This is a genomic window from Kribbella sp. NPDC051137 (assembly GCF_040682535.1).
Classification (GTDB): Bacteria; Actinomycetota; Actinomycetes; order Propionibacteriales; family Kribbellaceae; genus Kribbella; species Kribbella karoonensis.
The window spans coordinates 25153-48777 of the sequence record NZ_JBFBBI010000002.1 but is presented as its reverse complement, the minus strand read 5'-3'; the positions used below and the strand labels follow the sequence as shown (position 1 = coordinate 48777).

Annotated in this window: 21 protein-coding genes; 8 read left to right on the top strand and 13 right to left on the bottom strand. The window is 69.0% G+C overall.

Annotated features, from left to right (window positions below):
* Positions 1 to 66 precede the first annotated feature (66 nt).
* A complete protein-coding gene (locus AB0M51_RS07685) occupies positions 67 to 1332 on the bottom strand; it encodes a GNAT family N-acetyltransferase (RefSeq protein ID WP_344202026.1) in 1266 nt (421 codons plus the stop codon).
* Between the two features lie 51 nt (positions 1333 to 1383).
* Entirely contained in the window at positions 1384 to 2745 is a 1362-nt protein-coding gene (gene pafA, locus AB0M51_RS07680; protein ID WP_344202029.1) for a Pup--protein ligase, read from the bottom strand.
* A 132-nt stretch (positions 2746 to 2877) separates the two neighbouring features.
* Between pafA and AB0M51_RS07675 the strand changes: the two genes are divergently transcribed.
* From AB0M51_RS07675 to AB0M51_RS07650, 6 genes are all read left to right on the top strand, one after another.
* Positions 2878 to 3813 (top strand): hypothetical protein, encoded by a 936-nt coding sequence (locus AB0M51_RS07675; RefSeq protein WP_344202031.1) that lies wholly within the window; start codon positions 2878 to 2880, stop codon positions 3811 to 3813.
* Between the two features lie 93 nt (positions 3814 to 3906).
* Complete coding sequence (locus AB0M51_RS07670; RefSeq protein ID WP_363748562.1) at positions 3907 to 4971, top strand: alpha/beta hydrolase; 1065 nt, start codon at positions 3907 to 3909, stop codon at positions 4969 to 4971.
* Between the two features lie 42 nt (positions 4972 to 5013).
* Positions 5014 to 5907 carry a hypothetical protein gene (locus AB0M51_RS07665; RefSeq protein WP_344202036.1) on the top strand — a complete coding sequence of 298 codons (894 nt, stop codon included), beginning with the start codon at positions 5014 to 5016 and terminating at the stop codon, positions 5905 to 5907.
* Between the two features lie 49 nt (positions 5908 to 5956).
* Entirely contained in the window at positions 5957 to 6610 is a 654-nt protein-coding gene (locus AB0M51_RS07660; RefSeq protein WP_344202039.1) for a response regulator transcription factor, read from the top strand.
* Positions 6610 to 7986 (top strand): CHASE3 domain-containing protein, encoded by a 1377-nt coding sequence (locus AB0M51_RS07655; RefSeq protein WP_344202042.1) that lies wholly within the window; start codon positions 6610 to 6612, stop codon positions 7984 to 7986. The genes AB0M51_RS07660 and AB0M51_RS07655 overlap by 1 nt, the downstream gene beginning before the upstream one ends.
* 49 nt (positions 7987 to 8035) lie before the next feature.
* Positions 8036 to 8386 (top strand): response regulator, encoded by a 351-nt coding sequence (locus AB0M51_RS07650; protein WP_344202044.1) that lies wholly within the window; start codon positions 8036 to 8038, stop codon positions 8384 to 8386.
* Here AB0M51_RS07650 and AB0M51_RS07645 read toward each other — a convergent pair whose 3' ends face one another.
* From AB0M51_RS07645 to AB0M51_RS07635, 3 genes are read right to left on the bottom strand one after another with little or no spacing between them, the layout of a single operon-like run.
* Positions 8387 to 9664, bottom strand: a complete 1278-nt coding sequence (locus AB0M51_RS07645) for an ABC transporter permease (RefSeq protein ID WP_344202046.1) — start codon at positions 9662 to 9664, stop codon at positions 8387 to 8389. It abuts the gene before it with no gap.
* Positions 9661 to 10419 (bottom strand): ATP-binding cassette domain-containing protein, encoded by a 759-nt coding sequence (locus AB0M51_RS07640; protein ID WP_344202049.1) that lies wholly within the window; start codon positions 10417 to 10419, stop codon positions 9661 to 9663. Before AB0M51_RS07640 ends, AB0M51_RS07645 begins: the two co-directional genes overlap by 4 nt.
* Positions 10416 to 11522 carry a substrate-binding domain-containing protein gene (locus AB0M51_RS07635; RefSeq protein ID WP_344202052.1) on the bottom strand — a complete coding sequence of 369 codons (1107 nt, stop codon included), beginning with the start codon at positions 11520 to 11522 and terminating at the stop codon, positions 10416 to 10418. The genes AB0M51_RS07640 and AB0M51_RS07635 overlap by 4 nt, the downstream gene beginning before the upstream one ends.
* Positions 11523 to 11687: 165 nt before the next feature.
* On the opposite strand from AB0M51_RS07635, the gene AB0M51_RS07630 reads away from it, so the two are divergent.
* The gene (locus tag AB0M51_RS07630) at positions 11688 to 13337 is read left to right on the top strand and encodes an APC family permease (RefSeq protein WP_344202054.1); all 1650 of its coding nucleotides are present in this window, start codon (positions 11688 to 11690) and stop codon (positions 13335 to 13337) included.
* A 19-nt stretch (positions 13338 to 13356) separates the two neighbouring features.
* On the opposite strand, the gene AB0M51_RS07625 is transcribed toward AB0M51_RS07630, so the two are convergent.
* The 7 genes from AB0M51_RS07625 to ald all read right to left on the bottom strand — a co-directional run bounded on the left by AB0M51_RS07625 (position 13357) and on the right by ald (position 20558).
* The gene (locus AB0M51_RS07625; protein ID WP_344202056.1) at positions 13357 to 14091 is read right to left on the bottom strand and encodes a pseudouridine synthase; all 735 of its coding nucleotides are present in this window, start codon (positions 14089 to 14091) and stop codon (positions 13357 to 13359) included.
* Entirely contained in the window at positions 14081 to 15922 is a 1842-nt protein-coding gene (gene scpB, locus AB0M51_RS07620; RefSeq protein ID WP_363748556.1) for an SMC-Scp complex subunit ScpB, read from the bottom strand. The genes AB0M51_RS07625 and scpB overlap by 11 nt, the downstream gene beginning before the upstream one ends.
* Positions 15919 to 16884 carry a segregation/condensation protein A gene (locus AB0M51_RS07615; RefSeq protein WP_344202061.1) on the bottom strand — a complete coding sequence of 322 codons (966 nt, stop codon included), beginning with the start codon at positions 16882 to 16884 and terminating at the stop codon, positions 15919 to 15921. The genes scpB and AB0M51_RS07615 overlap by 4 nt, the downstream gene beginning before the upstream one ends.
* Positions 16885 to 16886: 2 nt before the next feature.
* Positions 16887 to 17249, bottom strand: coding sequence for a hypothetical protein (locus AB0M51_RS07610; protein WP_344202064.1), 363 nt, complete (start codon positions 17247 to 17249; stop codon positions 16887 to 16889).
* Positions 17234 to 18316, bottom strand: a complete 1083-nt coding sequence (locus AB0M51_RS07605) for an AAA family ATPase (protein WP_344202067.1) — start codon at positions 18314 to 18316, stop codon at positions 17234 to 17236. The genes AB0M51_RS07610 and AB0M51_RS07605 overlap by 16 nt, the downstream gene beginning before the upstream one ends.
* A 194-nt stretch (positions 18317 to 18510) precedes the next feature.
* Positions 18511 to 19446: a site-specific tyrosine recombinase XerD gene (gene xerD, locus AB0M51_RS07600; protein WP_344202128.1), complete on the bottom strand. Its 936-nt coding sequence runs from the start codon at positions 19444 to 19446 to the stop codon at positions 18511 to 18513.
* Positions 19443 to 20558, bottom strand: a complete 1116-nt coding sequence (gene ald / locus AB0M51_RS07595; protein ID WP_344202070.1) for an alanine dehydrogenase — start codon at positions 20556 to 20558, stop codon at positions 19443 to 19445. The genes xerD and ald overlap by 4 nt, the downstream gene beginning before the upstream one ends.
* Before the next feature lie 231 nt (positions 20559 to 20789).
* Here ald and AB0M51_RS07590 point away from each other — a divergent pair, with 231 nt between their 5' ends.
* Positions 20790 to 21614, top strand: coding sequence for an LLM class F420-dependent oxidoreductase (locus AB0M51_RS07590; RefSeq protein WP_344202072.1), 825 nt, complete (start codon positions 20790 to 20792; stop codon positions 21612 to 21614).
* Between the two features lie 42 nt (positions 21615 to 21656).
* On the opposite strand, the gene AB0M51_RS07585 is transcribed toward AB0M51_RS07590, so the two are convergent.
* On the bottom strand, positions 21657 to 23624 hold the full coding sequence (locus AB0M51_RS07585) for a family 43 glycosylhydrolase (RefSeq protein WP_363748552.1): 1968 nt from the start codon (positions 23622 to 23624) through the stop codon (positions 21657 to 21659).
* Position 23625: the final 1 nt, after the last annotated feature.

Here is a 23625-nt window from a genome sequence, read left to right as displayed (position 1 = left end):
GCGGATTCAACCGGATGAGCAGCCGCCCGAGTCACCATTGCGTCACACCACGCACAGTCACAGCGGTCAGAAACCCACGGCGTTGTGCGGGGCACGGTCAGGGCGCAGCAGCGCATCCAGGCGGGAGACGGCGCCGGGTGTGTGTTCGACGACACGGCGCGAGTAGGCGAACTCACTCGCGCGTACGCCGCCGAGGTACAGCGAGCCCAGCTCGTTCACGCCGAGCGTGAGGTCCGCGGCCCGGTCGGTCGCCGTACAACTGGCGCCGTCCGGCCCCGCGTCCAGCAGCCATCGCCCCGACTCCACCTCCAACACCAACGTGTCGGTCGCGGCGTACGTGCGTGCTTCCAAAGCAGCCCGTACGTCGAGAATCCGCAACCACAGGTTGTCCCGGGTCCGCGTGAGCTTGAGCGCCCGCGGGTTGGTCAGCATCCACCGCAGCGGCTCGTCCACGGGCCTGCGGGCGGCTACGACCCGCCTGGTCAGGTCGAAGTCGAGCAGCAGGCCCCAAAGCGCTCGGTAAGCATCAGCCGTCAACGCCTCGAGAGCCTCCACCTGGAGTACGCCGACCCGCGCCGGGTCCGGCGACCACGGCAACCGGAAGATCGCGGCGCCGTCCACCGCACCGGACGCGTCACGATGTAGCAGGTGATGCGCCGGACCGGAGCCGTCCGCCGGCAGCCCGCCCAGCCCGTCCCACTTGCCCGGCAAGGGGCTGATCTCCCCCACACGCTCGGCCCGCACCTGCTCGTGCAGCACCGGCCACACCTCACCGGCGACCGCGGCGTCCACCAACTCCAGCCCTCCCGGATCCGTGAACTCGTCCCGGAACACCACGTCGCTACGCCGTACCTCCCACCGGTGCTGGAACGTGGCCGGCGAGAACCCGTACCTCCCGTAGATGGTCCCCTCACTGGCACTCAGCCCCGCCAGGAACTCACCACGCTCCCGGCAGTCGTCCAGCATCGCCGCCATGATCTTCCGCAGCAGCCCGCGCCGCCGGTACGTCGGCAGCACGGCCGTGGAGGTCACCCCGCCGAGTGCCACCTGCCGGCCGCCCGGAACGGTGAGCTGGACCGAGACGATCGCAGATCCGCCCGCGAGCTTCCCGTCCACGAACGCGGCCTGCGGGCGGAACCAGTCCGCCTGCAGTTGCTCGGCGTACCGCTCGATGTCGGCAGCGGTCTTCGGGACCTGCGGCGGCCAGGCGGCGCTCCCGGCGTACCAGGCCGACGGCTCGGGCTCCTCCTGCGGAAAGCCGTTCACGTACGGCAGGACGCGAAAATAATCGGATGCCTCAGCCGGTGTCACCGGCCGGATCTCGGTCGTCATGCGCTCTTTCTAAGCAGCGCACGACAACCCAGCACTTCATTTAGTCGGCACCTACATGCTCGCGATGAGCTTTTCGACTCTTTCGTCGTGGGACTTGAACGGGTCCTTGCAGAGCACGGTCCGCTGGGCCTGGTCGTTGAGCTTCAGGTGCACCCAGTCGACGGTGAAGTCCCGGCGCCGTTCCTGGGCCCGCTTGATGAACTCGCCGCGCAGCCGGGCCCGCGTGGTCTGCGGCGGCACCGACTTGGCCTCGAAAACCCGGAGGTCGTCGACGACCCGGGTGACCGCGCCCTTCCGCTCGAGCAGGTAGTACAGCCCGCGCGGGCGGTGGATGTCGTGGTACGCCAGGTCGAGCTGCGCGACCCGCGGGCTGGCCAGGCCGAGGTTGTTCTGCGACCGGTAACGCTCGATCAGCCGGTACTTGATCACCCAGTCGATCTCGCGCTCGATCCCGGACAGGTCGCCGGACTCGATCGCCTTCAGCGTCCGCTCCCACAGCGACAGCGCCCGCTCCACGGCCGGCGTGCCGAGCTCGCGGCGGTCGACGAAGTCCCGCGCCTTGGTCAGGTACTCGGTCTGGATGTCGAGCGCCGACGCCTCGCGGCCGTTCGCCAGCCGGACCTCGCGGCGACCGGTCATGTCGTGACTGATCTCCCGGATCGCCCGGATCGGGTTGTCCAGGGTCAGGTCGCGCATCACGATGCCGGCCTCGATCATCCGCAGCACCAGGTCGGTGCTGGCCACCTTGAGCAGCATGGTGGTCTCGGACATGTTCGAGTCACCGACGATCACGTGCAGCCGGCGGAACCGCTCCGCGTCCGCGTGCGGCTCGTCGCGGGTGTTGATGATCGGCCGGGACCGGGTGGTCGCGGACGACACGCCCTCCCAGATGTGCTCGGCGCGCTGGGACACGGAGTACACCGCGCCGCGCGGTGTCTGGAGCACCTTGCCGGCACCGCAGATCAGCTGCCGGGTGACCAGGAACGGGATCAGCACGTCGGCGAGCTTCGCGAAGTCGCCGTGCCGGCTGACCAGGTAGTTCTCGTGGCAGCCGTAGCTGTTGCCTGCCGAGTCGGTGTTGTTCTTGAACAGGTAGACGTCACCGAAGATGCCTTCGTCGTGCAGCCGCTTCTGCGCGTCCACCAGCAGGCCCTCGAGGATCCGCTCACCGGCCTTGTCGTGCGCGATCAGGTCGGTGACCGAGTCGCACTCACCGGTGGCGTACTCCGGGTGCGAGCCCACGTCCAGGTACAACCGGGCGCCGTTGCGGAGGAAGACGTTGCTGCTCCGTCCCCAGGACACGACACGCCGGAAGAGGTACCGCGCGACCTCGTCCGGGGTCAGTCGCCGCTGCCCGCGGAACGTACAGGTGACGCCGTACTCGTTCTCGAGACCGAAGATTCGCCGGTTCACATCACCCACAGTACGGCGCCCTTCCGACAATGGGGTGCCGTCCCAGGCGCGCCGTCGTACCCCGTTATGCCTTTGATGCTCGCAACAATGGTCCGGCCGCCCGCATCGGTACCTGTGACGAAAGGTGTTCAGATGATCAGATTCGGGCGAAGGCTCGCTGCCGGGGTGCTGCTCGCCGGCGGTCTCGCCGCCGCTCCGGCCGGTGCCGCACCGGCCACTACCACCGCAACAACCGCGACCGCCGAGGCGTGCTCGCTGCGGCTCGGCTCGGTCACCACCGGTGGCGACCACACCGTCCAGACCATCACCGCTGCCCCGTCAGCGAGTGCCCGCAAGGTCGGGCCGAAGGACCTGTACCCGGACGGCCAGGCGCACCTGCCTACCGCCGTCCGGACTTCGTTCCAGCCGTGGGACGGCCTCGAGCAGCGCGAGGGTCTGGTGGTGCTCGGGGTACGGATGTACGCGACGAGCTACTTCGCCGACGCCACCGGCACAGCGGTCGTGCCGGGGAGTCTGAAGCAGACGCTGATCGGTGGGGGCTGGGACGACCTGCACAAGTACGTCGAGCTCAGCCATGCCGCCCCCGGAGGAATCGAGCGGTCGAACGTCTACTCGCTGATCGACCAGTTCACCGACGGGCTGATCGCCCGCTGGACGGTCACGCCCAGCGGCTGGAAGTACTACACGACGTTCGGCGGCTTCAAGGCTGTCAAGACGATGACCCTGATCGGCCAGGGCAGCACATACGACACCTTCCTAGCCACGACGCACGGTGGCGCCCTGTACACCGTCAGGGTGCCGACCGGCTCCGGGAAGCCCGTGGTGACCAAGGTCCGCACGTCGACGTGGCAGGGCTTCGAAACGCTCATCGCCGAGAAGTGTGGCAATTACGGGACCCTTCTGCTCGGCATCGACAAGGACACTGGTGCCGGCTACCTGTACGCCGTCGGACACGCGAACGGAACCGCGACAGTGATCAAGGGACTGGGCAAGGTCCCGACCACGTTCCCGGCCTCTGACTCGTACTTCCGGTACTACAACGCCGGGACCGTCCTCACCGGCGCCTGACGTGCCCTACGGCTCCACCCGGGGCTGGAACTCCGGGTGGAGATGCACTGACGCCTACTGACGCGCCCGTCCGCGGCTGGCACCGTCGGCGGCATGAGACGACGTACCTTCCTCACCGCATCCGCCAGCACCGCCGCCTCAGCGCTGACCGGGATCCGGACGGCGTCCGCGGCCACCGACCGCACCCTGCGCCTCCCCGCCCCGACCGGCGCGTGGCCCGTCGGTACGACGACCCGCGCGCTGACCGACCGGACGCGCTCCGACCCGTGGAACGGCTCTCCCACCCGTGAGATCGCGTTGACCGTGTTCTACCCGGCAACCGGCGTACGTGGATGTCAACGCGCTCCACAGCTCGCCCCCACCGCGGCTGACGTGTTCAAGCAGTTGGACGCCGGCGTACTGCATCCAGAGCTCCCCACGAGCGGTGTCGACTGGGCCGCCACCCTGACTCACTCGTACGTCGACGCACCCGCTCTGCCCGGACGACGCCCGACCCTGCTCTACAGCCCGGCCGGTGCGGACCCGCGGACCGTCGGCACGTCACTGGCCGAGGACCTGGCGAGCCACGGGTACGTCGTGATCACCATGGACCACCCTGGTGAGGCCAGCGAGGTCGTGTTCCCCGACGGACGGCTGCGGACCATCGAGATCAGCCCGGCTGTGCAAACGGACCCAGTGCAGTCGCGGTTGATGATGGACACGCGCTTCGCGGACATGCGCTTCGTACTGGAGCAGTTGGAAGGGCCCGTGGGCGTGTACGGGCACTCGGCCGGCGGTGCGACTGCCGCTGTGTCGTTGGCACACCCGAAGGTGCGTGCCGCCATCAACCTGGAGGGCTACCTCGACGCGCTTGACGGTGAGCTCTACACGATCGCGAAGAAGCCCTTGCTGCTGGCAGGAACCGATGGCTTCCGTGACGCCCGTTTCGATCGCACCTGGTCGGCGGTGATGGCCCAAGGCGGCCCGGTACGCCGGGTGCAACTGTCGGACGCCAACCACTGGATCTGGACGGACTACGCCGCGCTGGCACCCCAACTGCAGCGAGCCGGGCTCATGACCGCAGCTCAACGGGCCGAGCTGATCGGCAGGTCCGCGTGCGCCGTGCCCGAAGTACGGCGGCTGGTCCGTGGATTCTTCGACCTAACCTTTCGGCGTTGACGTGCATCGAGGTGGGTGACACGACTCTCCGAAGGAGGCCGGATGGCCAGAACGGCGATCGCCGTGGGGGCGGTGATGACGGTGGCAGGGCTGATCCCGGTGCCCGCGCAGGCCGCCACTCAGCAGGCAACAGCTGCCTGTTCGATGACCCTGGGCACCGCGACCGTGCAAGGCGATCACAAGTTCCAGCGGATCACCGCGACCGCACCGGTCACGGTCGGAGCACCGCATGTGGGGCCGAAGGCGCTGTTCCCGGTGGACCAGGTACGACTCGCGTCGTCGGTCGGCTGGGAGCCGGATCCGCCGACAGGCATGGCGAACAGCGGGTACGTACGGATCGTCAACGACCTCTACCGGTTCAGGTACGTCACCGACACCACGACAGGCCAGCTCGACCCGACGTCGTTCCAGAAGACGAAGGTGGGCGGCGGCTGGATCCACCAGACGTACTTCGAGAAGTCGACGAGCCACACGTACGCCCTGGAAGGCAACGTCATCACGCGCTGGACAGTGGAGGGGTCCGCCTGGCGCAACAAAGCGACGTACACCGGGTTCTCGGCGGTCAAAACGATGGCGCTGATCAGCCAGACGCGGACGTACGACACGTTCCTGGCCAACACGCGCGGCGGGGCGCTCTACACGATCCGCATCCCGTCGAGCGGTGCTCCTGTGGTCAAGAAGGTGCGTACGGCGACCTGGCAGAAGTTCGAGACGCTCGTCGCGGAGAAATGCGGCAAGCAGAGCACCCTGCTGCTGGCGATCGACAAGGACAGCAGGAAGGGCTACCTGTACGCCGTGAGCCACGCGAACGGCGCGGCCACCGTCATCAAGGGTCTCGGCCAGGTCGGCGATCAGCTGGAGGCCCCTGAGGACAAGACGCACTTCCGCTACTACCCGTCGAGCACAGAAGCGGACGCGCAGCTCTACGGAGAGTGACTTGAGTGCCTGGTGACACTGGAATCACCAGGCAACCAAGGGGTAGACCGTGACCCGGACCCGAGTGGCTATCGCGGACGACGACGTGCTGCTGCGCGAGGGACTTGCCAGCCTGCTCGAGCGATCCGGGTTCACGGTTCTCGGTACGGCGGGCGACGGTCCCGAGCTGCTGGAGCTGGTACGTCGGCACGGGCCGGACCTGGTCGTCGTGGACATCCGCATGCCGCCGGAGCACCTCACCGAGGGGCTGGACGCGGCGGACGTGATCCGCCGCGAACGCCCGGACACCGCCGTCGTGCTGCTGTCGGCACACGTCGAGGTCGAGCACGCCCTGCAGCTGATGGCAGCTGGACACGGTGTGGGGTATCTGCTGAAAAGCCGCGTGACCGACGTCGACGAGTTCCTCGAAAGCCTCCGCCGCGTTGCCCGTGGCGGGTCCGTCGTCGACCCGGCGTTGGTGCAGGAGCTGGTCGACGCGCAGCACCGCAACGATCCCCTGGGCGTACTGAGCGAGCGCGAGCGGGAGGTGCTCGCGCTCGTCGCACAAGGCCGTTCGAACGCCGGGGTGGCCCGTCGGCTCTGGGTCACCGAAGGGACCGTGGAGAAGCACGTCCGCAGCATCCTGACCAAGCTGGATCTCCCGGAGACCACAGACGACCACCGCCGTGTCCTGGCCGTCCTGAGGTACCTGGACGGTCGCTGATGAACCGCCACGCCGGCGTTGCCGGACGGGTGGTGATCGCCAGCGGACTGCTGATGGTGCTGGTCGGCTCCGGCTTCGTCGTACTGCTGGTGTCTGTGCAAGGCCTGCGTACGTCGGAGCACCAGGCGCAGCACACGTCCGCAGTACTGACCAGTGCGCACCAGGTAGAGCGGCTGGTGTCCGACCTGGCCACGGGGCAGCGTGACTTCGTCATCACCGGGCAGAAGAAGTTCTTACAGCCGTGGGAGCAGGCCGCCGAGGCTCTGCCCGCACAGACCAAGTCGCTGCTGCAGCTGGTCGCAGGCAGCCCCGACGAGGTCGCGCGAGTGCGGGAGGCAGACCGGAGAATCACGTCGTACCTGCAGGACTACTCGCTCCCGCAGGTCGAGGCCACCCAGAAGGACCCCGACTCGGCCCGGACCGCGACGGCCATTGCCGAAGGCACCCAACGCGTCAACACGATCCGGTCGGTGCTCGACGCGCTGATCACGTCCGAGCAGCAGCTGTCCGCAACCCAGCAGCAGCGCACGGACACGATCGCGGACCGCGCGGTCGTGGCGGCGGTCGAGGGCCTGTTCGGTTCGGTCGTCCTGGTGCTCGGGTTCACGATGTACCTGACCCGCGCCATCGTCCGGCCGGTCCGGGTGACCGCCGAGATGGCGAACCGGCTGGCCGCGGGCGACCTCGCCGTACGGGTGCCGGAGACCGGCGTCGGGGAGATCCGCACGCTGGAGCGGACCTTCAACACGATGGCGGCCTCCCTCGGCCGGGCGAACGCGGACCTGGAGGCGTCCCGGGCCCGGATCGTGCGGTCCGCGGACGAGACCCGGCGGCGGATCGAGCGCGACCTGCACGACGGCATCCAGCAGCGGCTGGTCTCGCTCGCCCTCGACGTCCGCGCCCTGCAGGCGGACGGCGCGCCCGCCGAACTCGATGGCGTGGCCAACGGTTTGGCGGCGACCCTGGACGAGCTCCGGGAGATTGCCCGCGGCATCCATCCGGCGATCCTCACCGAGGGCGGGATCGGGCCGGCCGTCCGGATGCTCGCCCGCCGTTCGAAGCTCCCGGTCGAGGTCACGGTCGACGTACCGGCCCGGCTGCCCGAACCGGTCGAGGCCGCCGCGTACTACGTGGTCTGCGAGGCGCTGACCAACGCCGCCAAGCACGCGGACGCCTCCGCCGCGGTGGTCGACGTACGGCTCGAGCGCGACCGGCTGCGGCTCTCGGTCCGCGACGACGGCCGCGGCGGTGCGGACCCGGCGAAGGGTTCCGGCCTGGTCGGGCTCGCCGACCGGATCGCGACGCTCGACGGCACACTCGCAGTCGAAAGCCCTTCAGGTAAAGGCACTACGCTCACCGCCACGCTGCCGCTGTAGTACAGGCAGCAGGAATGCCACCGCGGTCCGGCGCTGCGATGCTGTAGCCATGCGGTGCGTGATCGTCGACGACAGCCGGCGCTTCCTGGACGCGGCTCATCGCCTGCTGGTCCGCGAGGGCGTCGCGGTCGTCGGTACCGCGACCACGACCGCCGAGGCCGCCGGACTGATCGGCCGGCTCCGCCCGGACGTCGTACTGGTCGACATCGACCTCGGCGGCGAAAGCGGGTTCGACCTGATCACCCGGCTGCGCGCGTCCGGCGAGTCGGCGCCGATGATCCTGATCTCCAGCCACGCCGAGCAGGACTACGCGGAGCTGATCGCGGCCAGCCCGGCGATCGGGTTCGTCGCCAAGACCAGCCTGTCCGCGGGTGCGATCCGCCGCCTTCTCAACGGTTGATCAGGCTGTCTTTCCACGGCGTACGACAGCGTCGAAACCGGCCGCCAGCAGCAGTACGGCGCCTGTGACGACCCACTCGTAGCCGGACGAGTTCGAGCCCTGGATCAGGTCGCTCATCCCGTTGATGATCACCGCCACCACGAGACCGCCGAGGACCGCGTCGATCATCCGCCCGCGGCCGCCGAACAACGACGTACCGCCGATCACCGCGGCGCCGACCGCCAGCAGCAGCGTGTTGCCGGCGCCCGCGTTCGACTGCACGGATTGCAGCAGCGACGCCGCGACCAGGCCGGAGACCGCCGCCATCCCGGAGCAGATCACGAACACCGAGATCCGGATCCGGGAGACCGCGACGCCACCGCGCCGGGACGCCTCCTCGTTGCCGCCGACGGCGTACACGTGCCGCCCGTACCGCGTCCGGCTGAGCGTGAAGTGCCAGACCACGAACAGCAACGCCAGCAGTACGACGACCCACGGCTCGCCCTGCGCCTTGCTGCTGAAGAACGCGTTGCTGATCAGGTTCCGGTTGATGCCCATCTCGTAGGTGAACGCGACGCCGAGGACGGCCACCCCGACCACCTTCGTGACGATCACCACCACCGGCGTCGCGGGCAGTCCGTTGTGCCGCCGCGACTGTGCATCGGTCAGCTTCACCGCGGCGTACCCGAGCACGAACACGCCGAGCAGGACCCAGCCCAGCCACAGCGGTACGAAGCTGTTCTCCAGCGAGATCAACGGCGTACCGGCCGGCAGCGTCACCGAGCCCTGACCGCCGATCAGGATCAGCGTCAGGCCCTGGAACGCCAGGAACGTCGCCAGCGTGATCACGAACGACGGGATCCCCGCCCTGGCCCGCAACCAGCCCATCACGAACCCGATCAGCAGCCCGACCGCGAGCCCGGCCAGGATCGCCAGCCACCAGTACCAGCCGTGCCGCAGCATCAGCACCGCGGTGATCGCCGAGCACAGCCCGCCGGTGGTCCCGGCCGACAGGTCGATCTCGCCGAGCAGCAGCACGAACACCAGGCCCATCGCCATCACGATGATCGGCGCCGCCTGGATCACCAGCGCCTCCAGGTTGTACGCGCTCAGGAAGCCCTGGTGGACGATCGCGAAGAACGCCGTGATCACGATCAGCCCGACGATCGCCGGCGCGGAACCCAGCTCACCGCCGCGCAGCCGGGCGAGGTAGTCGCGCAGGTAGGAACTCAGCGCGGCGACCTCACGATGCCGGGGCGCCTTGCCGTGCCGTTGTGTGTCGGCAACCACCGTGTTCATACGGCTCCCGCCAGTCCCAGGTCTCCCGATCGGCCGGACGTGATCAGCTCGACGACCTGCGTCTGCGTCACGTCGGAACGCCGTACCTGGGTCGCCATCCGGCCCAGGAACAGCACCGCGATCGAATCCGCCACCTGCATCACGTCGTTCATGTTGTGCGACACCAGGACGACCGCCACGCCGCGGTCGGCGAGCCGCCGGACCAGCTCCAGCACCTGCTCGGTCTGCGCGACGCCGAGGGCCGCGGTCGGCTCGTCCAGGATCACGATCTTGGAACTCCACAGCACCGACTTCGCGATCGCGACCGTCTGCCGCTGGCCGCCGGACAGGCTGGCCACCTTCTGCCGGACCGAACGCACCGTCCGGACCGACAGCGACGCCAGCGTCTGGGCGGCCAGCTGCTCCATCGAGTTCTCGTCCAGCGTGTGCAGCCGGCTGATCCGCTCACGGCCGAGGAACATGTTGCCGACGACATCGAGGTTGTCGCAGAGCGCCAGGTCCTGGTGCACGATCTCGATCCCCAGGTGCGCGGCGTCCCGCGGCTCGTGCAACTGCTGCGCCGTACCGTCGACCAGGATCTCGCCCTCGTCGATCCGGTAGATACCGCCGATGCACTTCACCAGCGTCGACTTGCCCGCGCCGTTGTCCCCGACCAGCGCGGTCACCTCGCCGGCCTCGGCGCCGAAGTCCACCGCCGTCAGCGCCCGCACCGGCCCGAACGACTTGCCGATGCCGTGCAGTTCAAGAGTCCTCACGGGATGTGGATCCCGTTCTCGCCGCACAGCTTCACCAGCGCGGGCGTCGGGCAGACCGACTTCGCGGGCACGTATCCGTCCGTCACCGGCAGCGCGACGTTCTTCTTCGTGATGATCGTCGGCGTCGCCAGGTACGACGGGACCTGACGGCCGCTCGCCGGATCCTTGATCGTGGCCGGCGCGGTCGGCTTCTGGCCGGACAGGATCTGCCCCGCCAGCTTGATCGCCACGTCCGCCTCACCGGCGACCGGCTTGTAGATCGTGAAGCACTGCGTGCCTGCCATCACGTTGTCCAGGCCGCCCGCGGTCGCGTCCTGACCGGAGACCGCCACCTTGCCGGACAGGTTCTGCGACTTCAGCACGTTGATCACCGACTGCGCCATGGTGTCGTTGGCGACCATCACCGCGCTCAGGTTCGGATTCTTGCCGAGCATCGTGGTGAACACCGCCTGCGCGGTCGCCGGGTCCCAGTTGCCGGTCTGGTCGCCGAGCTTCGTCCAGCCCTTCTGCTTGGACAGCACCGAGTTGTAGCCCTCCGCGAACAGCGTCGCGTTGTTGTCGGTCGGCGCGCCGTCGATCTCGACGTACCCGACCGCGCTCTTGCCCGCGACCTGCGGACAGGCGGTCAGCGCCGTGCCCTGTTCCTGGCCGACCTTCACGCCGTCGAACGAGACGTAGTACTCGGCGCTGCCGCCGGCTGTCAGCCGGTCATAGTCGATCGTCACCACGTTGTGCTGCTTGGCCAGCGACTCGATCGCCTTGCCGGACCCGGAGTCCAGGTTCGTCACCAGCAGGACGCCGACGCCCTTGTTGATCAGTGCCTGGGCCTGCGACTCCATGTTCGTCGCGCTGCCGTTGGCGTTGTCGATGTAGCAGGTCAGCTTGTTGTCGGTGCACTGCTTGCGCAGCTCGTTCGGGTCCGCCGACACCCAGCGGGGCGAGGTCGCGGTGTCCGGGAGCAGCACGCCGACCTTGGCGTTCGCCGGCGGCGCCGACGTGCCGCCGCCCGACGACGAGTTGTTGTTGTTGCCACAAGCAACGAGACCGGCCAGGAGTACCGCGGTGGTCCCGGTCAGTGCGACAGCTCTGGATGATGTTCGCATCGTGCGTCCTTCGTGATCGCCGCAGGTTCTCTCCCCGCCAGCATGCGGTCCGGTACGCCGTCACGTCCTCGGTGCAGGCCGGAACACCGCCGTACCTGCTAGCAGGGGGGTCGATCTCCAGGCAGCGTTAATGCACCGCCCGCGCACCGGAGCGATGGTGCGGGTATGGCCACTTCCATTGCACATCCCTCGACGGAGCGGAACCGGCCCGGACTACGACGGGACATCGGTTTCGTCGGCCTGATCTGGGCGTCCGAGGGATCGATCATCGGTTCCGGCTGGCTGTTCGGCGCGCAGGGTGCACTGGCGACGGCCGGCCCCGCGGCGATCATCTCGTGGGTGATCGGCGGTGTCGCGATCCTCATCCTGGCGCTGACACACGCCGAACTCGGCGGCATGTACCCGGTCTCCGGCGGGACGGCGCGGTTCCCGCACTACGCCTTCGGCGGCGCGGCCGGGGCGTCGTTCGGCTGGTTCTCCTGGCTGCAGGCGGCCACCGTGGCACCGATCGAGGTGCTCGCGATGATCACCTACGGCACCCACTACTCGTTCGCGAAGGGCTGGGAGCGGACCAGTGGCGGTCAGCACATCCTGACCGGACCCGGGATCGTGGCCGCGGTCGTCATCATGGCCGTGATCACCGCGATCAACTTCCTCAGCATCAGGCTGCTGGCGCGCACCAACAGCGTCGCGACCTGGTGGAAGGTCGGTATCCCGCTGCTGACCATCTTCGTGCTGGCGATCGCGCAGTTCCACGGCAGCAACTTCACCGCCGCCGACGGGTTCAACCCGGGCGGCGCGAAGGGCATCCTGTCCGCGGTCTCGACCAGCGGCATCATCTTCGCGATGCTCGGCTTCGAACAGGCCGACCAACTGGCCGGCGAGAGCAGCAACCCGCGGCGCGACATCCCGCGTGCGGTGATCGGCTCGATCGTGATCGGTGCGCTGATCTACATCGCTCTGCAGGTCGTGTTCCTCGGCGCGCTGCCCGCGTCGCAGGTCCAGGGCACCTGGGCGAGTGCGGCGTTCAACACGCTGACCGGTCCGTTCGCGCAGGTCGCCACCCTGGTCAGCCTCGGCTGGCTGGCCACGATCCTCTACATCGACGCGATCGTCTCGCCAGGCGGTACCGGCCTGATCTACATCACCGGCAGCTCGCGGGTCTCGTACGGGCTGAGCCGCAACGGGTACGTGCCGTCGGTGTTCGAGAAGACCAACGAGCGCGGCGTACCGTGGGTGGGCCTGATCACCGCGTTCGTGATCGGGTGCATCTGCTTCCTGCCGTTCCCGAGCTGGCGGTCGCTGGTCGGGCTGATCACCAGCGCCAGCGTGCTGATGTACGCCGGGGCGCCGCTCTCGCTCGGCGTGTTCCGCCGCCGGCTCCCCAACGAGAACCGCCCGTACCGGCTGCCGGGGGCGGTGTGGTTGTCGCCGCTGGCGTTCATCGTCGCGAACCTGCTGATCCTGTGGTCCGGCTGGGACACCGACTGGAAGCTCGGCGTCGCGATCCTGATCGGGTACGTGATCCTGGTCGCCAACCGGGTGTTCAAGATGAACCCGATCACGCCGCAGCTCGACCTGAAAGCCGCGCAGTGGCTGCCCGTGTACCTGATCGGGATGGGGCTGATCGTGTACCTGAGCGACTTCGGGCCACTCAAGCACCCGTGGTTCCCGCTCTGGTGGGACATCGGCGCGGTGGCGGTCTTCAGCCTGATCATCTACTACTGGGCGATCGCCGTCGCCCTGCCGGCGGAACGGATCACCGACATGGTCAACCAGGTCGTCCTGCCGGAGGAGGCGGATCTGCAGGTGTAGCTGATGGTTCGCCAGGCAGCTACAGCTCGACGAGATCGAGCAGTTGCCCGAGCTCCTTGGGATCGAGCTCGCGGAGCTCGCCGGTGTGCAGGTTGCCGCGGCGGACCGGTCCGATCGCGGTGCGGGTCAGCCGCTTCACCGGGTGGCCGACGGCGTCGAACATCCGTCGTACGATCCGGTTCCGCCCTTCGTGCAGGCTCAGCTCGATGAGGGTCCGGCCGGGGACAGTGGAGACGATCTTCACCGTGTCGGCGCGGGCCGGTCCGTCCTCGAGGTCGACGCCGTCCAGGAGTCTGCGCAGTACCGCCGGTTTGACGTTGCCGTCCACTTCGGCGACGTACGTCTTCGAGACCTCGTACGACGGATGCGCGAGGCGGTGCGCGAACTCACCGTGGTTGGTGAGCAGCAGCAAACCCTCCGTGTCGGTGTCCAGCCGCCCGATGTGGAACAACCGCTCCGGCCGGTCCTGCACGAAGTCGGTGATACACGGCCGGCCCTGCGGGTCGGACATCGTGGTGACGACGCCGCGGGGTTTGTTCAGCACCAGGTACACGTTCGCGCTGACCGGCGGAATCCGCTCCCCGTCCACCCGGATCACCGCGGTCTCCGGATCCACCCGCACCCCGAACTCGGTCACCACCCGCCCGTCGACCTCGACCCGCCCCTCCTCGATCATCAACTCCGCGTTCCGCCGCGAAGCCACCCCCGCCCGAGCCAGAACCTTCTGCAACCGAACCCCGGCCTCATCCCCCATACCGCACCCCATCCCCAGCCGCGCCGGCATCGGCACCGCCTACGCCCCGACCGCCCGCCTCCTCACGCACGGCATCACCACCCAACTCCTCACGCACGGCGTCACCACCCGACTCCTCACGTACGGCGTCGCCGCCAGCCGCACCACCTTCACCGACACCCACCGGGGCCGCCCCACCGTCCTCCACAACCTGCTCCGCCGCGCGCCCACCGAGCTCATCACCCGACTCGTCCGCCAACGCCCGGTCAGCCCGCCCACCATCCGCCGGCCCGTCCGCCGCCGCGTGCTCGGCCAGCTCGCCCTCTGCAGACTCGCCACCCGCCACGCCCGCCGACGCGTGCTCAATCTGCTCACCATCCGCGGGCTTGTCAGCCGCCTCATCTACCAACGGCCGGTCGGCCTGCCCACCATCCGCGGGCCCGTTCGTCGACGCGTGGTCCGCGGGCTCGTCGCCCGACTCGTCCACCGACGCGTGCTCCGTCTGCCCACCATCCGCAGACTCGCCACCCGCCCCTTCCACCGACGCCCGGTCGGCCTGCCCGGCATCTGCCGGCTCGTCCGCCAACCCGTACTCGGCCTGCCCACCGTCCGCGAGCTCGTCGCCCGATTCGTCCGTCGACGCGTGCTCCGCCTGCCCACCATCCGCGGGCCCGTTCGTCGACGCGTGGTCCGCGGGCTCGTCGCTCGCCTCGCCCGCCGACGCGTGCTCGATCTGAGCACGATCCGCAGGCTCGTCGCCCGGCCCATCCACGGGCTCGGCCGGCCCGTCCGCAGGCTCGTCGGCCGGCCCGTCCGCGGGCTCGTCGGTCGGTTCGTCCGTCGGCTGGCGGTGGGTGTGGGGCTCGTGTGCGAGGGCTTCGTCGGGGGTGGTGGGATCGGCGGAGGTCGCGGGGTGCGGCGTACCCGGGTCGAGGTCGTTGTCCGCCGGCAGCTCGTCTGTCGGGTGGGGGTGTTCGGTGGCGGGCTGGTCGTCCGAGTCCGCTGGTGCGGCGTCCGCGTCCGGGGAGGTGGTGGGTGGGAGGGTCTGGGCAGCCAGCTCCTCCTCGATGTCGTCCATCTCGGGGAGGTACGGCGCCAGCTCCGGGAGGTCGTCCAGGGACTGCATGCCCATGCGTTCCAGGAAGTACGTCGTGGTGCGGTACAGCGTCGCCTGGGACTCCGTGTCCGCGCCCGCCTCCTCCACCAGCCCGCGGGCGACGAGCGTACGCATCACGCCGTCGACGTTCACCCCGCGGATCGCGGAGACACGCGCCCGGCTGACCGGCTGCTTGTACGCGACCACAGCGAGCGTTTCCAGCGCCGCCTGGGTGATCCGCGACTGCTGCCCGTCGAGCACGAAGCGTTCGACGTACTGCGCGGCGTCCGGGCGCGTGTAGTACCGCCACCCGCCGCCGACCTCCCGCAGGTCGAACCCGCGACCCTGCTCGGTGTACTCCGCCGCCAGCCCCGCGAGCGCTGCCGCAATGTCCCCGGTAGGCCGCCCCACCGCCCGCGCCAACGTGAGCACCGGCAACGGCTCGTCCGTCACCATCAGGATCGCTTCGAGCGCCCGCCGCATCGTCTCGTCGTCGACGACAACCTCATCCCCCACCGGCAGGGCAGTCTGCCCCGCCGGCAGATGATCCTGGTCGTCCCCGGGTACGCCGCCTCCGGCCTCCGCTACCGCACCCTCGGCGGTCGTGTCCTCCGACGTCGCCGTGGTGGTCTGGGGAGGATTGTCTGCCGAATCGGGAGCAAAATCGTCCCCGACCCCGGTGGACCCGGCCGCGGCCGCGTCGTCGGTGGGAGCGGCGTTCGTGGGGGTTTCCTCGGGGCTGGTGTCGTCGGTCACTGGTTTGCCGTCTCGTCGGGTGTGGGGGGCGGGGGGACGTCGGATTCGTCGGTGGCGCTGGCGCCGGGCTCGAGGAAGGTGGTGTCGTCGTCGACGCGGGGGGCCTCGCCGGACTCGTCCTCGGGTTTGTGTTCTTCGTCGAACTCGTCGCTGACGTCGATCTCGCCCTCGTCGGTGCCCGTCCACCGGATCGTCAGTTCACCCAACGGTGTCACCTGGTCGAACGACACCGCCGCCTCACGGAACAGCTCCAGCAACGCCAGGAACCGGCAGACAGTCGTCACCGTGTCCGGCGAATCCGCCACCAGCGAGCGGAACGTCGCGCTCCGCTGCCGCCGCAGCCGGTCGACGATCACGATCGCCTGCTCCCGCACGGTGACCGCCGGCGCGTGCAGGTGCGCCAGCGAGACCCCGGGCGGTACGTCGTCCTTCGGCGCCAGCGCCCGTGCCGCCAGCGCGGCCAGCCCGGCGGGATCGATCCCGAGCAGTACCTCGGGCAGCAGTTCCGCGAACCGCGGCTCCACCCCGACCGCCCGCGGGAACCGCCGCGCCTCGAGCGCCATCCGCTCCTGCATCAGCGCCGCGATCTGCTTGAACGCCCGGTACTGCAGCAGCCGCGCGAACAGCAGGTCCCGCGCCTCCAGCAGCGCCAGGTCCTCGTCGTCCTCGACCTCGCCCTTGGGCAGCAGCCGGGCCGCCTTCAGGTCGAGCAGCGTCGCCGCGATCAGCAGGAACTCCGACGTCTGGTCGAGGTCCCACTCCGACCCCAGCGCCTTGATGTGCGCGATGAAGTCGTCGGTGATCACCGACAGCGCGATCTCGGTGATGTCCAGCTTGTGCTTCGAGATCAGCTGCAACAGCAGGTCGAACGGTCCTTCGAAGTTCACCAGGTGAACGCTGAAACCCTTGCCCTCGGCAACTGTCGCCTCGGGTTCCAGGTCCGGCGGGTCCGTGGCGGACACGGTCACTCCGAGGCCTTCAACCGCCGTACCAGCACCGAGTCCGGTCCGTGGTCGACGAAGTCGGCGAGCAGGACGTCGATCGCCTCCCGGACGATCCGGCCCCGGTCGGCCGTCAGGCCGTGCTCCGCGCGCAGCGCGAGTCTGGTCTGTTCCAGGCCGAGCAGCTCCTCCTCCGTCACGTACACGGTGATCTTCGTGTCGTGCCGGATCCGACCACTCGACTTGCGGTCGTCGACGACCGTCGTCCGGGCCCGGACGGTGCCGGGCCCATCGGAAGTGGTGGTGCGCTTCTCGGGTCTGGTCTGCTGCGGTGCCGCACCCCCGAAGAGTTCGCTGGCACCTGGCAGGCTCACCCGGCGGGACAACGCGCCAGCACCTCCTTGGCGAGATCGCGGTACTGCGTGGCCGCGCTCGATGACGGGGCGTACGTCGTGATCGGCTCGCCGACGACCGTGGTCTCGGGGAACTTGACGGTACGCCGGATGACTGTGTGGAAGACGCGTTCGTCGAAGGCCTGGACCACCCGGTCGAGGACCTCCCGGGCGTGCGTCGTACGCCCGTCGAACATGGTGCCGAGGATCCCGACGATCTCGAGCTTCGGGTTCAGCCGGTCCTGGACCTTGGCGATCGTGTCGGTCAGCATGGCCAGCCCGCGGAGCGCGAAGAACTCGCACTCGAGCGGTACGACGATGCCGTTCGACGCGGTCAGCGCGTTCACGGTGAGCAGCCCGAGCGACGGGGCGCAGTCGATCAGGATCACGTCGTACAGCGGGATGATCGGGTCCAGGACGCGCTGCAGCGTGTACTCGCGGGCGACCTCCTGGACCAGCTGCACCTCGGCCGCGGACAGGTCGATGTTGGCCGGCAGCAGGTCGAGGTTCGGCACGTTGGTCGGCTGGATGACCTCGTCGGCGGTGATGTCGCGCTGCATCAGCAGGTTGTAGACCGACAGCTCGAGGTCGTGCGGCTGGACGCCGAGACCGATCGAGGCGGACCCCTGCGGGTCGAAGTCGATCAGCAGCACCTTGCGACCGGTCTCGGCGATCGCCGCGCCGAGGTTGATCGTGGTGGTGGTCTTGCCGACGCCGCCCTTCTGGTTGCACATCGCGATCACCTGCGCCGGGCCGGTCTTGGTCGGGGGCTGCGGCTCCGGCAGGTCCGGCAGCGGCCGGCCGGTCGGCCCGATCGTGTGGCGCGGGCCGTTCGGGTCTTTCACGGGTGCAAGGTCCTCCGCGGTGAGCTTGGCCGTCGGCTTCGGCATCTCCGCATAGTTGTCGGGCAGGGCTCGCGCCGGCACGGGCGCCGGACGGGCCGGCGTGCTGTGCTGGGGCTGCTCCTGAGGGTTCAGGGGCGTGCTGATCTGCTGGGCCGGCTCCGGGGCGGCGTAGTGGCCCATCACGTGTTCGGTGCCCGGGAATGTCGACTCGTTCATGACTCGTCAAACCTTTCAACCGATACGGGCGATCCCAGCGACTGTAAGCGTGCATTCAAGCACTCTCAACCAGCCACTCCGCACCGGGGTGGGGCTGTTTGTCGACAAAGCTCCGAACGCGGCCGATCACCCTCCCCGAGTCACCAACCGTCACCAGATGATCGCACACCGTTCACGGGCGTCGGCGACCGGGTCTACGACGAGGAGAGGGCCCGTGGATGCGAGGTCGCGTAGACCTCGCGCAGCTTGTCGACGGTGACCAGTGTGTACACCTGCGTCGTTGTCACGGACGCATGACCCAGTAGCTCCTGGACGACGCGTACGTCGGCGCCGCCGTCCAGCAGGTGCGTTGCGTACGAGTGGCGGAGTGTGTGCGGCGAGATCTCCTTGGAGATGCCGGCACGTTGCGCAGCGCGACGTAGTACCGTCCAGGCGCTCTGCCGGGACAAGCGGCCGCCTCGGGCGTTCAGGAACAAGGCCGGCGTCCCCCTGCCGCGTGTGACCAGATCAGGACGGCCACGGACCAGGTACGCCGACAGGGCCTCGCGGGCGTACGTACCGATGGGTACTACCCGCTCCTTGCCGCCCTTGCCGCGCAGCAGGACCCCACCGGCGTCAACGTCGATGTCGTCGACGTCCAGTCCGACAGCCTCCGAGATGCGGGCGCCTGTTCCGTACAGGAACTCCAGCAACGCCGCGTCGCGAGTGGCCAGAACGGCGGGCTCGGCCTCGGCGCCGGCGGCCGCTGTGAGGATCCGGGTGACCTCGTCGACAGACAGTGCCTTGGGCAGCCGTTGCGGCGGCACAGGGGGCTTCACGGCCGCGGCAGGATCCACTGCGGACAGTCCCTCGCGCACGCAGAACTTGTGGAACCCGCGAACCGCCACCACGGTCCGTCCGGCGCTCGAAGCGGTCAGTGGCGGGTGGTCCGCGTCGCCCTCCCGCAGCCGCATCAGGAAGTCGCTGACCACGGCCTCGGTGATCCCGCCGAGGTCGTCGATGCCCGCCGCCGCCAGGTAGCCGCCGTACCGGCGCAGGTCGCGCCGGTACGACGCCAGAGTGTTGGCGGCGAGGCCGCGTTCCACCGTGAGGTGGTCCAGGTAGGCGCCAACCGCTCTGGTGATGCTCAGACCAGCACCTCGTCCAGTTTGAGCTGGGCCAGGTCGTGGGCCTCCGCGATCGGGCCGTACGTCACGTGACCGTCGAACGTGTTCAGCCCGAGCGCCAGGCTGTGGTCCTGCTTCAGGGCCTCGCGCCAGCCGAGGTTCGCCAGCTCGATCGCGTACGGCAGCGTCACGTTGGTGAGCGCGTACGTCGACGTGTTCGGCACCGCGCCGGGCATGTTCGCGACGCAGTAGAACAGCGAGTCATGGACCTTGTACACCGGGTCGGCGTGCGTGGTCGGCCGGGAGTCCTCGAAGCAGCCGCCCTGGTCGATCGCGATGTCCACCAGCACGCTGCCCGGCTTCATCCGGCTGACCATGTCGTTGGTGACCAGCTTCGGCGCCTTCGCACCGACCACCAGCACCGCGCCGATCACCAGGTCGGCCTCCAGCACCGCGCGCTCGATCTCGTACGCGTTGGAGGCGATCGTCAGCAGGTGGCCCTGGTAGATCTGGTCGGCCTGGCGGAGCCGGGCGATGTTCCGGTCGAACAGCTGCACCTGCGCCTGCATACCGAGCGCGATCGCGGCCGCGTTCATCCCGGAGACACCGGCACCCAGGATCACCACCCGCGCCGGGTGTACGCCGGACACGCCGCCGAGCAGTACGCCGCGACCGCCACCCCGCGCCATCAGGTGGTACGCACCGGACTGCGGCGCGAGCCGCCCGGCCACCTCGCTCATCGGTGCCAGCAGCGGCAGCGTGCCGTCCGGCAGCTGCACGGTCTCGTACGCGATGCCGGTGATGCCCGACTTGAGCAGTGCCTCGGTGCAGTCCTGGCTGGCGGCGAGGTGCAGGTACGTGAACAGCACCTGGTCCTTGCGCATCCGGTGGTACTCCTCCGCCACCGGCTCCTTCACCTTGAGCACCAGCTCCGCGTCGGCCCACACGTCGTCCGCTTCCGCCACGATCCGCGCCCCGGCGGCGACGTACTCGTCGTCCGGGATCAGTGAACCGGTGCCTGCCCCCTGCTCGATCAGAACCTCGTGCCCGTTGCGCACGAACTCGTGCACGCCGGAGGGGGTGATCGCCACCCGGTACTCGTGGTTCTTGACTTCCTTGGGAACTCCGACCTTCACAACACGCCCTTCTTTCCCGTCCAGGTGTGCGGCCCACATCGTTGTGTCCGCGGCCCGGCGGTTGAGGGGACGCTGCCAGGTCGCTGCCGAGTGTATGCCTCCCGAGGTCATACCACTCGACCGGATGGTCTGATGGTACTGCGGCTGACGCGGCAACCATCATTGACGGCTATTCGTAGTGGTCAGGGATGCTTGCGGAGGACGGCCCGACGAGAGGAGCAGGGAGTGGCGATGGAACTGGGACGCTACGGGATCTGGCACGCGGGGCAGCACTACGGCCCGGAACTGGCGGCCGGGCTCGAGCGCGCCGGGTACGGCACGCTCTGGCTGGGCGGCTCGCCGGAGGCCGGCCTCCGCGACGCCGAGGTGTTGCTGGCCGCAACGTCTTCGGTTGCCGTCGGCACCAGCATCGTCAACATGTGGAAGTCGCCGGCGGCCGAGGTCGCGGCGTCGTACCACCGGCTGGAGGACGAGCACCCCGGACGGTTCCTGCTCGGCGTCGGGATCGGGCACCGGGAGGCGACCGGCGAGTACAAGTCGCCCTACCGGACGATCGTCGGCTACCTGGACGAACTCGACGACGCGAAGGTGCCGGAGGACCGGCGGGCGCTGGCGGCGCTCGGCCCGAAGGTGCTGCAACTGTCCGGCGCGCGGACGGCCGGCGCGCTCCCCTACCTGGTCACGCCGGAGCACACCCGGGAGGCCCGGCGGATCCTCGGCGGCGGGGTGCTGCTCGCGCCGGGGCAGGCGATCGTCCTGGAGACCGATCCGGAGATCGCCCGCGCGACGGGCCGCGACTGGCTGGAGCGGTACCTGCAGCTGAGCAACTACACGACCAACTTCAAGCGGCTCGGGTTCTCCGACGACGACTTCGCGAACGGGGGCAGCGACAACCTCGTCGACGCGATGGTGCTGCACGGCTCCGCGGTCGAGGTCGCGGCCGGTCTGAAGGCGCACCTGGAGGCCGGCGCGGACCACGTCGCGATCCAGCTGCTGGGCCACGAAGGCATCGACCTGCTACCCGGCTACGAGGCGCTGGCAACCGTCCTCCGGTAGGTCTTCATCCCGGGCCTTCGTCGTCCTGGCAACTGTGACCACTCAGGAGGGGTGTCCTGTCGGAAGCGGCAGGATGGGCGCGCCTGGCAACGTCTGCCAGGAGCCCCATCCACTGCTCGGGGCTACCTGGACACGCTCCCGCAGCACACCGTCCGGTGACACGGCGAACACGTGCTGACGCCCGCTCGCGTCCACGATCACCGTAGGGCTGGCTGCGACCGGCTGTGTGTCGAAGACTTCGCTGTTGCTCCACGTACCGCTGGTAGGTGTCGTCTGCCAGCGGTGTGTGATCTGTGCGCCACCAGGCGGGATACAGAACATCTCCAGCCGCCCGTCTGCGTTGACCGCAGTACGCGCGGATGCGTCGGCCCACGAGTCCGCCTGCTGCCAGCCGGCCCAGCCACCACTCGGCGCGGCCTGCACTCTCCTGTGTACGCCGGTACTCACCGGAGCGAGTGCGAACACGTTGAGCAGCCCACGTCCGTCGCGGTTGACCGTACTGAGCGCAGCAGCCGGTCCACCGAAGGACGTGTCCCAGGAGCTCCAGCCGCTGTTCGGAGCGTTCTGCCAGCGGTGTGCGACGTATGCGCCACCGGGGCCCAGTGCGAAGACCTCCATGCGTCCGTCTGCGTTCACACCGACGACAGGTGGTGCTCCAGCCGCGCCACCGAAGCTCTCCCAGTCGCTCCAGGTCGTTGAGCCGCCTCCGGTCTGCCAGCGGTGCGTGATGTACGCGCCGGCCGGCCCGAGCGCGAATACCTCCAGGCGACCATCAGCATTGCGTGACACGGCCGGTGCGGCGCCAGCAGCGCCTCCGAACACCTCCCAGTCGGCCCAGGTCCCGTCTGCCCGTTGGACGCGGTGAATGAGGCCCTGGTCCTTGGCGACCGTGAAGAGCTCGAGCCTGCCGTCCGTATTGCGGCCCACGGTCGGGACGGTGGTCACCTCGTCGCTGAACAGCTCCCAGTCCCCCGGCAGCACCCGTCGCACGATCCGATGGTTGTTGTCGAGGGCAAACAGTTCGATGGCGCCCTGCGGGTTCAGACCGGCGGCCGGGTTGTCCGGACTGTGCCAGACCGGCGGCGTACTGCGCCATTGCAGATCGGCCAGGTAGATACCGTGCTGGAACGAGCCTGCCGCGGTCACGTGGTCGCCCACGACCTCAATGGCATGCGCGGGCACGTGGCCGGCGTAGTTGGACAACTGGAAGTTGAACGGGTCGGTGCTGCGGAAGACGTCCGTACCGACGTACCCGAAGCGCGGGCCGATGAACAGGTAATAGGTGCCGTCGCGCGCGACCACGACCGGCGATTCGGTGACTGAGGCGTTCGCGTCGGTGCTCGGGTCTGTGAAGACGGTCCGTGGAGCACTCCAGTGGATCAGGTCGGTGCTGGTACGGGCCGCGACGATGTGGTTCGACTGCCAGTCCTTCAGCTCGCAGTAGTACATGACCCACTGGTCACCGATGCGGGTGACGTACGGGTCCCGTGCGACCAGGCCGCGGAACACCGGGCCTTGCGGGATCCGCGTCCAGGTGAACAGGTCCGTGGACGTTGCCAGGTTGATAGCACAGCCGCTTCCGCCGGCGGCGTAGTACATGTAGTAGGTACCGCCGCTCTCGATCACGTGCGGCGCCCACAGGTGTTCTTCGCCGTAGTAGTTCGGATCGACCGTCAGTACGTATGGCTGCGTCGTCCACGGTCCGTCCAGCGCCGGGGCGGTCGCGTGTGCGAAGTGGATCTCCTTCGCGCCGTCGGGGAAGCTGCCGGGCGGTGCGGAGTCGCCGATGATCCCGTACAGGTGCCAGGTCCCGTCGGCTCCCTGGATCACGCAGTGGTCGTTCAGGTACTCGTAAGGCGGCCCGTCCGGCGTCGGGTCGTACACGTGCCGCAACGGCCCCGCCCCTACCCAGGCCAAGGCCGCGGCCTCGGCCTCGGCCGGTAATCCGATCAGTCCAGTAGCTGCCAGCCCTAGTCCGCCCAGCACCACAGTCCGCCGCCTCAGCTCCATC